Below are 11,946 nucleotides of genomic sequence, written 5' to 3' on the forward strand. Positions count from 1 at the left end.
AAATGCTTTTTTAACCATTTTTAAACCGTATATTACTTTACTATTTATTACTTACATTTGTTAATCAATTAGATAGCATTTCTAACTGACTTTATTTTCGGCAAAAGTACAACTTTTTTTACATTTATACCACTTTTTATACAATATTTTATTTTTATACTCTTATTACTTTTGTATATATAAGCACCCTACTTTGGTTTGCTTCTGCTCAAATCTATCGTAATATTCTATTATGTAATAATATGTCCCTAATGGTATATTGCCCGCTCCCCTAAATATGCGCGAAGCATTGTTGTAGCCTTCTATATCAAATATTTTTTCACCTCCCCTATTATATATTCTCACCCTGTTATTGGGGTAATACTCTATTCCCTCAATATAAAAGTAGTCGTCTTTCCCATCTCCATTTGCTGATATACCATTGTAAACAGTAATGCCTTTCAATTTATTCATTGGTGAAAAACTATCTGCTTTCACTTCTATTTTGGCTACTGAACTCGTTACTGTGCCACACTTACCAGTTATAGTCACATAATAATACCTCTCCCCTACTGCTTCAGTCGAAGGTATATAACTATTTGTGTGAGAACCTACTGTTCTACCCCCCACATTTGTGTTCGTTGTGTTTTCATACCACTGATACACAGGTGTTGTTCTGCCTTTCATTTCCACATACAAAGGCGATGGTAAAGTGTTTTGAATATAAACTGCTGAAGTAGGTTGCTGTGCTATTGTCAAATAATTTACTCTTAATATCGCTTCTTCTGAGTAATGAACAGTAGTAGTTTCCACAGCTGTATAACTGTATTTCACCCTATACTTATTGCCGTTCAAATCTCTACTGACACTGTTTAAAAGTAACATCACTTTATCGCCACTTGCAACAGTCCCCTTTTCTGTATCTATATCCTTCCACTGGATATTTTTGCCAGTTAGCTCTTGCCACTGATAACTAATCGTTTTTTCTATAGCACTTGCTGAGCTAAGTTTAGCCACTGAAGTAAATACAGCTCTTTCTCCACTGCACAACGCTTGACTCTCGGGTTGTTCTTCAATAACAATATTAGGCGTTGCTTCTTTTTCAATTTCCACATTATACACAAGTTGATGCCTATGGCACTCCATAAGACTATCACCACAACCCCTGCCTGCATAAACCTTAACCACAAAATGTGTCATATCGCAGTTGGTCACTCGGTATTCCAATCGATAAACTTTATCCGTATGCGCCTGTAATTCACTTAAAGAATAATACTTCTTTCCTTGTATATCTCGAGCACTGATAACCTTTTGTATTTCTTGCGTAATAGAGTCTATTTCCAACAATCTCACAACTTCTATTCCTTCTATTTCAGGAACTATAAGATGTACATTAGTTACAGCCTCCTCATTCAAATTTCCTACCCTAAAGTCTATGAAAAAGGTTTCACTATCTATCTTTATATGCTCAGGGGTGATAGACTGTAAAGTAACAGACCTTTGCCCCGCATAAAGCAAAGTATAAGTGCTATTTTCACACCTAATCTTTCTCTCTCCACTATTAGCGTAATGGTAATAAGCATCTTCATAGCTTACCTCTATGGTAACCAACTGATGATGATCAAACGCTTCTCCTTCGCTTGTGCTTACTTTCGCTTTGCAAGTAGGCTGTACAAAAACTTCTATATACTGATTTTCATTGTTCTGTACCGAAATAATCTCCGGAGGTAAATATCCCTCCATTCCTTTCTTAGGATTGGCGTAAGTGTACACTTTAAAATCCTTATCCTCAGCCGTTGTAAAGCTGTTTAACGGAATATATACTACATTAGTCACCGTGTTTTCCAAATAATAATACGCTACCGGCTTCACCAAATCATAACCCTTAGGAACTTTTATCTCTATTGTCTGTACAAGCCTCTTGGGTCTATATTCATCTTTAAAAATTGCTACAGTAGCCGATTGTAAGGTATCAATTACCGCTGTACTCCGTAGAGTAAATAGCACACAATCTTTTAGCTTATAAGTAGCTCTAACCACTCTATCAGGTATATTTACAATATAAAACACATTCTTGCTCTCTTTCCCGCAGTGCAACGCTCCCGTATGATAACCTTTTTCACTTATAGCTTGCTCCTTTGTATTATCAAGCCTGTAGAAAAAAGAGTGTATCTCTTCTTTTAATTCAGTAACTGACGTAACATCTTCAGCAGTACAACTCTTCACTTGATAGGTAGCAACAGCAGTAAATCTTTCATTAGCCCAAACTCCTTCTGAAGGTAATGCCTCTGTTAAATTCCACAAGAAATAATTATTTTCATTATCGGTAGTCTGACTAAGAACACCCTGCTTAGCAACTAATGTTATGGCGTGCTCTCCTACCTTTAAACTAATCTGTTTAGGCAATAGCGTTACTGTTTTAGGCACTCGCACACAATAATAAAGATTTTTAGAGGTCTCACCTAACTGTACTCCTTCTGATATTACTTCAATATCATCTAACAAAAGTACTCGTTTCCAGTCTTCTCCTGATATTTTACCCCGTTTTTGCCTCTCAGCCATTGTATAATCGGTCCAACCATATGAATTATCAGCCCTTTCTATCGTTGTCGAAAGTGTTTTAGGAGCATTCTTAAAACAAATATCCGGACATTCTGTAGCGATTATCTTTCTTTCGCATATATACGGAATCTTACAATAAGTATTATATCTATCCTTATCCATTTGCCCAACCGAATACTGCAAAGAAACCTTATTTGCCTTACAAGTAGTTAAAACCAAATCAAAAGTGATATAGCCTTCCACTTCATCTGCCGTAGTATAACTGAACGTTCCTCCTGAAGAGACTGCTGGCAAAACTATCACAGGCGCTACTGAAGTCCTATTCTTGTAAAATCTTACATTCTTCATTGCCACTCCTTCAGGCAAGGATAGCTCATAAAAGTACTTTCTCCGCGCTATTTCTCTGCGATGTGATTGTAACTGTTGGATATTATCTGCTGAAGTGATAGAAGCCGTAAATGATATAGAAGCTGATGTCGGTTGGTTAAGAGGTAATAACGTGGGGAATTGCGAAGTGTCTTCCACTCCCTTTACTTTTCGTTTAAAAGTATAGTCATTTAATCGCTCTTGTTTGTGAAACGAATCACCACATAAACTGCGATAAGTAAGCTCCGTAATAGGGTTCACACTAAATACCCCCTTAGTAGATGATATACAAGGAATAGTATCGTCTTTAACCAAATCAAACCGTATGTTTAGTTTGCCCTCCGGAGCTAAATCATCTCTTATTCCATCACCGTCCTCATCAGTAAGCCCCATATCAGTTTCTCCTAATCCTAAATCATTAAAGTTTTCTAATTCAGCAAAGTTAATAATATGCTTTCCTAACGCACCTTCGGGCATTTGTATAACACTCTCAGGAATCGTCAATTCTTTGCCTTTGTAATCTATTATCCTAAAATTTGTAGGCTTGTAAAGTTTATATTTCTCCTCCTCTTCGTAAAGAGTCAGTTGAAGATTGTAAGCCGTAGCATTCCCTTTGTTAATGTATTGTGCAGTAAACATTCCCAAGGTATTCCCACAGAAACCATCGTCCCATTTAAAGTAAGTTGCCGTACTCTGCGGGTTCAAAACAACATCAGGTTTCTCATCACTTGCCACCTCCATTGTAACCGACTGAACAGCACTGCTCACTTCATATAATTTCAAAGTATTTTCTCCCCAATAAGCCTCATAAGTTACCTCTCCATTAGCTTCACAGCCCTTTGCCGTATACTCTTCTGTAATCAAAACTCCTCCCTTCTCTTTTAGCCCCTCCGAAATTCGTATCATATACAAATCCTCACCCCCATTCTGTCCTATATGCTCAGGTACTTTACCTACGGGGGTAAGCACTTTTTTGTTGTAAATCATTTTCCGTGTTTTAATCCCCAAAGGGTGCTTTACTGAAAAGTAAATATCGTTTATGATGCCTACTCTTTTCCCTGCTGTGTTTTTATTTTCAATACTAAATACCCTCAAATAACCTCCCTGAGGATTTTCTTTCACCTTTTGTGGAAGTACAATCAAATTAGGAACATTCAAAAAGTAGTCATTAGATTTTTTAGTAGCAACCGTTACCTCATCAACTATTGCGGACACTTCGTCTTGAAGAGGCAAACGCATTTTTAATGTATCATAACCCTTTTTGGTGATTTTTCGCTTTACCAAAAGATGAATTGTAGCCCCCGGTCTACTCAATACAGTAAGTATAGGGCTATTAGGCGAATTTTTCTCTTTCGGAATAACTTTTCGTATAGCACTGTTCTTTTCAAGGGTATATCCTGCGTATTCAATCCCCTCAGGAAAAGTAAACCTTACATCCATTTTCTCTCTATCTTTAGGAAAAATAATTCTTACCGAAATATAAGTGCCCTCTTGAAAAGCCGAAGAAGTAAATTTAATATGTTCTGAAATTACAGTTTTAATTTGCTGAGCTTTAACAGTCTCTGTCGAAGAAAAGAATACAAGTAGTATTGCTAAGGCGAATGTTTTTGTCATTTGTTTAAAATTCCACATCATTAGTAAGTCTTAAAAACTTTCATTTTCACAAAGCAAAAGTAGGTCTTCTCCTACAAAAGCACAAGATTTTTAACATTATTTTTTGTCAGTGCCTAATCACATATAGCATATACCGAGAGCTGAAAAACAATAACACCTGATTTACAGTTCCATAGACGTTTCTGTAACACATCTTCCCCTCTGAGGGTTATCCACAATAACAGCGCAAATAAATAGGGGTGATGGTTATATAACCATCACCCCTTTAATTCTCTTTATTCACAAATAAATGAATACAAATATACTTTCCCTTTGCTCTACCTCCCCCTTAATTCCTACATAACTCCACCTTAGGTTCGTCTTTCCTTCGTCTTTCTGTCGCTACAATTCCCCCTTTGGAGGGGGTTAGGGGGAGGTTTCCTTCGTCATTCCTTCGTCTTTTGTTCGTCATTCCTTCGTTGTAGAGCCGATGTAGAGCCACTCATCGTTCGTCTTTCCTATAAGCTTCCTATAAGCTTTGTATAAGCTAACCCTAATTTTACCATTTATCATTCATCATTAATCATTAAACATTCATCATTAATCATTTACTTAACTCCCTTTTCATTCGCCCATTTGTGATACTTTTTAGCTTCTTTGGAGTGTTGCAAGAAAGTGCGTGAAAAGGTGTGATAGCCAAAGTTTTCAGGGTCGGCAGCAAAGAAGAGATAATCGTGTTGCTCAGGGTTGAGTACAGCTTCAATACTGGAGATATCAGGCATCGTAATGAGCCCTATAGGTAAACCGTAGTTTTGGTAAGTGTTATAAGGGTTAGGTACGCTGGTATGCAAAGAGGTTACCCGCTTGATAACAAGACTATAGTCGCCTAAATGGTTTTTGTAAGCAAACACAGCGGTTGGGTCGGCTTGAAGCATCATATGGCTGTGCAAGCGATTGAGGTACACCCCCGCAACACGCGGACGCTCTTCTACCTTAGCCGTTTCTTTCTGCACCACCGATGCCAAAATGCTCACCTGTATAGGGGTAAGGTCTTGTTTTTGGGCTTTGGCATTGCGTTCAGCTGTCCAAAAGCGCTGGTATTCTTTGAGCATACGGTCGCGAAAGTCTTCCGCTGAAGTATTCCAATAGAACTCATACGTATTGGGGATAAACATTGCCAAGACAGTTGCTTCAGTAAATCCGTTTTCTTTAAGGAAGTTAGGGTCAGAAAAAGCGCGTATTAGGGCTGTACTGTCGGGTTCTATTTGTTCGGCTATCCTGCCCGCGAAGTCTTCTAAGCGTTCTTGGTTATTGAACTTAAGTTTCACAGGCGTATTGCGATTGCGCAAGGTACGCACTATCTCAATGTTAGTCGCCCCTTTCTTGATAATGTATTTCCCCGCTTTCACTTTGTCGGCATAGCCCATACGCTTAGCAATTTGAGTGAAAGAAGTGCGATCTTTCAGTAGCGGACTCATCACGTGCAACACATCGCTAAAGTCAGCCCCTGTAGGGATATACACCACTTGTTCTTTTTCAGCAAAAGCTGTATTGCTCACTAATACAGCGCGATACATTAAAAAGCCTATTACGACCAATACGGCTACTACCGCTAATATAATCCATTTTTTCATAGTTTGTTATTTCTATTTTACAATTTTAAGTGTCGATTCCTCTTCATCACTTACAACTATTACAAAGTCATCGGTGGAAGGAATGTTTAGAGATGCCCATTCCTCTTTGAGGCGTTTGGCACAGCTCACTAAGAGTTTTAGTGCCACTGTGTCTTTTTCTTGCATTTCGGTTTCTTGATTAAAAAAGTCAAAGAGGGCTCTTGGGCTTGGTTGTAAAGGGTTTGTGCTTGTTCTTTCATAAGGTAATTTTATTATTTCGTAAATAGTTGATACCCCCATTTTGGAATGAGATAAACGCCTATGAGGCAGGTTACCATTACGGGTGAATAGGAATGTGTGAAATAGCTTGCCAAGATATGCCATACCAAGAAGAAACTCAATCCTACGAGGTATGAGCTAAGAGCAATTCTTGTAGCTTTTTCGCTCTTTCGGCACAGAAAGGCTATAAGGGCTACCAAACCGAGTTGTCCTATAGAAGCCCACACAAAGTACTCGGGGTGGGCATTGGCTAAATGAGCGTTCTCGGCAACTCTGGGGAGTTGTAACCATTGTGGTATCTTATCAGCAAAATCAATATACCATTGCCAAAAGGAAATACTTTCTTCTACTTGGTGCAAGGCGTGTAGCCCCATTATAGGGAGCCATAAATGTAAATATTTATTGGTGTGCATAGACTTCTGCTTTTAATGCGGTAATATAATTCTGTTGTATCTGTTTCAAATTCCAAAACAGAGGGGCTATAAGCCTTAAAAAGAAATTTTTGATATGTATTTTCTCTTGAAAGCAAATTTTGGTAGCTCCGTTATGTGATTCAAACTTCCCTTCCCATTCTCCGTTGAATAGTTTGTGTTGCATCGTAAAGGCGTAATACTCATTTTCTACTTTTTGAATATTACCAAAAAGTGTATGTCCTCCTCCTTTGTAATATTCAATAAAACCATCTTCCAATAACTCAATGTTCTCTACTTCTCTTCGCCATTGAAAGTTCTTGTTATCGGTAACAATACTATATATCAATGCTACGGGAGCATCAATCACATCAGTTACTGTTGAAATAAGATAAGGTTTCATCTTTATTGTCTAATGCTTATTATCTGATTGCAAAAATAGTAAAAAAAAGAAAAACTGAAAACTTTGTACGTTAAAAGTACAAAATCTTCAGCTTTTCATATCATTATGAATACAAAATTCTTTTGAATTTACTATTCTTGATGTGGTTTTTGATGATTGTTGTGTCCGCCTTTGCGGTCGTTGTTACGAGGTTTGCCATTGTAAGGTTTGTCGGATTTAGGGCGGTCTTCTCTCGCTGGGCGGTCTTCACGTGGTGGACGAGGCAACAAAGCTTTGCGCGATACTCTCGTTTTCTTAGTTTTAGGGTCGATGCCGAGGTATTTCACTTCTATCACATCGCCTTCTTTGAGGGCGTCTTCTATTTTGTCTATTCTGTCCCAAGATACTTCTGAGATGTGGAGCAAAGAGTCTTTGCCAGGTACAAACTCTACAAAAGCACCGAACTCTACCAAGCGCACTACTTTCACAGTGTAAGTTTCGCCTTCTACAGGTTCAAATTTCACTGCGTTTACTGCCTCAATAGCTTCTTGGATACCTGCTTCGTCAGTACCTAAGATTTCAACAATACCAAGCTCGCCTACTTCTTCTACCACAATCGTAGTATTGGTGCGGGCTTGCAAGTCTTGAATATTTTTACCACCCGTACCGATGAATGCCCCGATGTATTCTTTAGGCATATCCATCTTCACAATCTTAGGAGCGTGAGGTTTCACTGTAGGGTTAGGTTTTGCGATGGTATCGGTGATTTTGCCCAAAATGTGCATACGGCCTTCGCGTGCTTGGTTCAAGGCTTTTTCAAGAATTTCGTAAGAAAGACCTTTGATCTTGATGTCCATTTGGCAAGCGGTAATACCATCGGCAGTACCGGTAACTTTAAAGTCCATATCGCCAAGGTGGTCTTCATCGCCCAAGATATCAGAAAGCACTGCATAGCGTTCGCCATCGGTGATAAGCCCCATAGCAATACCAGAAACTGGTTTTACCATTTGTACCCCTGAATCCATCAAAGCTAAAGTACCCGCACACACAGTTGCCATTGACGAAGAACCGTTGGATTCCAAAATTTCTGATACTACACGCACGGTGTAAGGGCAATCCTCAGGAATCATACGTTTCAAGGCGCGCTGTGCTAAGTTACCGTGACCAATCTCACGGCGTGACGTGCCACGTAACGGACGTGCTTCGCCAGTAGAGAATGGAGGGAAGTTGTAATGCAAGTAGAAACGTTCTTCACCTTGTTCAGAAGGTAAATCGATTACGTTAGCTTCACGTGAAGTACCCAAAGTAACGGTAGTAAGCGATTGGGTTTCACCACGCGTAAATATAGAAGAACCGTGGGCAGAAGGCAAGTAACCTACTTCACACCAGATAGGGCGTATTTGGGTAGTGTTACGACCATCTAAACGGATATTTTCATTTAAGATAAGGTTGCGAACAGCCTCTTTTTCAGCATCGTCAAAATAACGAGTGATGATAGGGGTCAATTCTTCTAATTCTTCTTCGGTGAACAGTGCCAAACACTCTTCTTTTACCGCAGCGAATTTCTCACCGCGTTCTTGTTTAGTAGTATTTTCTTTAGCAATGGCATAGCATTTTTCGTAAGCCAAAGGATATACTTTAGCTTTAACCTCTTCGTTTTCAACCTCAGGTTCATAGGTGCGTTTTTCGGTTTTACCTACTTTTTCAGCCAAACGCAATTGCGCCTCAATATGAGGTTTGATCGCTTCGTGAGCAAATTTAATCGCTTCCGCCATATCTTTTTCGCTCACCTCGTCCATTTCACCTTCCACCATTGCCACAAAGTCTTTAGAAGCTCCTACCATAATATCGATATCGGATACTTCTAACTGTTCGCGACTTGGGTTTACAATAAATTGACCGTTTACACGCCCTACGCGCACTTCGGAGATAGGACCGTCGAACGGAATATCGGATACTGCCAAACAAGCTGAAGCGGCTAAGCCAGCCAAAGCATCGGGCATTACGTTCTCGTCGTGAGAGATGAGCTGGATCATCACCTGAGTTTCGGCGTGATAATCTTTAGGGAAAAGCGGGCGCAACACACGGTCGACCAAGCGCATTGTCAAGATTTCTTGATCGCTGGGGCGTGCTTCACGTTTAAAGAAACCGCCAGGGAAACGACCTGCAGCGGCGAATTTCTCGCGATAGTCTACCGTAAGGGGCAGAAAGTCGGTTTCAGGATTGATTTCTTTGGCTGATACAACGGTAGCCAATAGCATAGCGTTGCCCATTTGCACCACAACAGCACCGTCGGCTTGTTTAGCCAACTTGCCAGTTTCGATAGAGATGGTACGACCATCACCTAACTCAATGATTTCTTTTTTTACTTCTGGAATCATTTTTAATCTTTAATTTTTAATTTAATAGATGCTTGTTGTGTTGTTGCGGGCTTTAGGGTTTCAACCAATGAAAAACTGCTGTAATAAACAAAAGGAGGCACAAAGCCTCCTTCGTATTGCTTATTTTCTGATGTTTAGCTCTTTGATAATCGCACGGTATCTTTCGATATCGTTATTTTTCAAATAATCGAGCAAACTTCTACGTTTACCTACCAATTTCACCAAAGAACGCTCGGTGTTAAAATCTTTGCGATTCACTTTCAAGTGTTCAGTAAGGTGATTGATTCTAAGGGTAAAGAGAGCGATTTGCCCTTCAGCTGAACCAGTGTTGGTTTCAGAACCTGCGTACTTTTTAAAAATTTCCGCTTTTACTTCTTTAGTTAAATACATTCCAATATTAATTTAATGATTATTATGTACGAATTTTTCGGGCGCAAAGGTAAAAATGTTTTATGAATTGTGCAAATTTATAGGTGAATTTTTCTTCTTCAAAACATATGGTTAGCTTATACAAAGCTTATAGGAAGCTTATACGAATCTTGGACGATTGTTATACAAAGGGTATATTACTAATTGATTATCATTAGATTACAAATTCAGTTTTTACTACAAAAATATAACATTTTGTGTTATATTTTTAGTTTATTAGCATATTCTTTGACGACTTGCTTATCGAAATAAGGTTCTTCATCTATACGCAAGAGCACGGGTAGCCCTGTTTTATGCAGAATAAACTCCTCAGTAGATGGTGTGGGAGTTCCACTGAAAATAATACCGTGAACGCTGAGACCTTTGTTTTTTAGGGCTTCATAGGTAAGCATTGTATGATTGATACTGCCCAAATAGTGACGAGAAACGAGCACTACTTTATCGGTAGGGAGGATAAGGTCGAGCATAGTATCTTCTTCATTTAAAGGGACGTAGAGCCCACCTGCTGCTTCAATAACTAAGGTGTTATCGGTAATAGGACGGACAATTTTGGAAAGCTCAATGCGAATGCCATCCAACTGAGCAGAGAGGTGTGGACTGGCAGGGGTGTGTAGCCCGTAACTATTAGGGTGAAATACCGTGCGGGAGTTGCTGATGAGGCGTTTTACCTTGTGAGTATCGGAGTTTTCTAAATCACCAGATTGAATTGGTTTCCAATAATCGGCTTGGAGGGCTTCGGTGAGGATAGCTGAAACGATGGTTTTACCGACTTCGGTGGAGATGCCCACCACAAAATAAGTGTCTTTCATTTCGAATGGTTTATTAGCTTTGAAAGCGCAAAAGTACACAAAAAGCAGATAGTACAAAATGAAAAAGGGAAAAGATTGTTAAAAATATTTTAAAGATAATTTGGCGGATTTGGTAAAAGTCCTTACTTTTGTGGCTTGAAAATAACCATTGATAGAGCATTTTGATTGCTCATCATTTTTAAATAATAGATTATATGAAAGTTACAGTAGTAGGCGCTGGTGCCGTAGGAGCAAGTTGCGCAGAGTACATCGCTATTAAAGACTTCGCGTCTGAAGTAGTGTTAATTGACATCAAAGAAGGTTTTGCAGAAGGTAAAGCTATGGATTTGATGCAAACCGCTTCGCTTAATGGGTTTGACACTCGTATCGTAGGGGTTACTAATGATTATTCAAAGACTGCGGGCAGTGATGTAGCGGTGATTACCTCAGGTATTCCTCGTAAACCAGGTATGACTCGTGAAGAGCTTATCGGTACCAATGCAAACATTGTGAAATCGGTTGTAGAACAATTGGTAAAATACTCACCTAACGTGATTGTGATTGTAGTGAGCAACCCTATGGACACTATGGCTTATTTAGTGCACAAAGCTACTAAATTACCTAAAAACCATATTATCGGAATGGGTGGTGCTTTGGATAGTGCTCGCTTTAAATACCGTTTGGCTGAAGCCCTTAACAGTCCTATTTCAGACGTAGAAGGTATGGTAATCGCTGCACACAGCGATAGCGGTATGTTACCTCTTACTCGTTTGGCAAGCTACCGTGGTGTGCCTGTAACCGAGTTTTTGAGCGCTGACCGCTTGAACCAAGTAGCTGAAGATACTAAGGTTGGGGGCGCTACCCTTACTAAACTTTTGGGAACTTCAGCTTGGTACGCTCCAGGGGCAGCTGTATCAGCCTTGGTACAAGCAATTGCCTGCGACCAAAAGAAACTCTTCCCTTGCTCAGTATTGCTTGAAGGCGAATACGGACAAAAAGATGTGTGCGTAGGGGTACCTGTAATCATCGGTAAAGATGGCGTTGAAAAAATTGTAGAAGTGAAACTCAACGATGCTGAAAAAGCTAAATTCGCTGAAAGTACTGAAGCTGTACGCGAAGTAAACAAAGCTTTGGCAAGCGTATTATAGTTGGATAGCACTGCTA

General features: G+C 39.5%; 9 protein-coding genes. 1 reads left to right on the forward strand and 8 read right to left on the reverse strand.

Annotated features, from left to right (window positions below; translation table 11 throughout):
- Positions 1–165: 165 nt before the first annotated feature.
- The 8 genes from RCZ04_RS05550 to bioD all read right to left on the reverse strand — a co-directional run bounded on the left by RCZ04_RS05550 (position 166) and on the right by bioD (position 10,803).
- Entirely contained in the window at positions 166–4,521 is a 4,356-nt protein-coding gene (locus tag RCZ04_RS05550) for a gliding motility-associated C-terminal domain-containing protein (RefSeq protein ID WP_460484965.1), read from the reverse strand.
- A gap of 587 nt (positions 4,522–5,108) precedes the next feature.
- The gene (gene mltG / locus RCZ04_RS05555; RefSeq protein WP_460484966.1) at positions 5,109–6,134 is read right to left on the reverse strand and encodes an endolytic transglycosylase MltG; all 1,026 of its coding nucleotides are present in this window, start codon (positions 6,132–6,134) and stop codon (positions 5,109–5,111) included.
- Positions 6,135–6,146: 12 nt separating this feature from the next.
- Entirely contained in the window at positions 6,147–6,299 is a 153-nt protein-coding gene (locus RCZ04_RS05560; protein WP_460484967.1) for a hypothetical protein, read from the reverse strand.
- An 86-nt stretch (positions 6,300–6,385) separates the two neighbouring features.
- Positions 6,386–6,805: an HXXEE domain-containing protein gene (locus tag RCZ04_RS05565; protein ID WP_460484968.1), complete on the reverse strand. Its 420-nt coding sequence runs from the start codon at positions 6,803–6,805 to the stop codon at positions 6,386–6,388.
- Positions 6,792–7,205, reverse strand: coding sequence for an SRPBCC family protein (locus RCZ04_RS05570; RefSeq protein WP_460484969.1), 414 nt, complete (start codon positions 7,203–7,205; stop codon positions 6,792–6,794). The genes RCZ04_RS05565 and RCZ04_RS05570 overlap by 14 nt, the downstream gene beginning before the upstream one ends.
- A 131-nt stretch (positions 7,206–7,336) precedes the next feature.
- Positions 7,337–9,565 (reverse strand): polyribonucleotide nucleotidyltransferase, encoded by a 2,229-nt coding sequence (locus RCZ04_RS05575; protein WP_460484970.1) that lies wholly within the window; start codon positions 9,563–9,565, stop codon positions 7,337–7,339.
- 120 nt (positions 9,566–9,685) lie between these two features.
- A complete protein-coding gene (gene rpsO / locus RCZ04_RS05580; protein WP_002677173.1) occupies positions 9,686–9,955 on the reverse strand; it encodes a 30S ribosomal protein S15 in 270 nt (89 codons plus the stop codon).
- Between the two features lie 239 nt (positions 9,956–10,194).
- Complete coding sequence (gene bioD, locus RCZ04_RS05585; protein ID WP_460484971.1) at positions 10,195–10,803, reverse strand: ATP-dependent dethiobiotin synthetase BioD; 609 nt, start codon at positions 10,801–10,803, stop codon at positions 10,195–10,197.
- A 194-nt stretch (positions 10,804–10,997) separates the two neighbouring features.
- Between bioD and RCZ04_RS05590 the strand changes: the two genes are divergently transcribed.
- The gene (locus tag RCZ04_RS05590) at positions 10,998–11,930 is read left to right on the forward strand and encodes a malate dehydrogenase (RefSeq protein WP_460484972.1); all 933 of its coding nucleotides are present in this window, start codon (positions 10,998–11,000) and stop codon (positions 11,928–11,930) included.
- Positions 11,931–11,946: the final 16 nt, after the last annotated feature.

This window comes from Capnocytophaga sp. HP1101 (assembly GCF_054772415.1).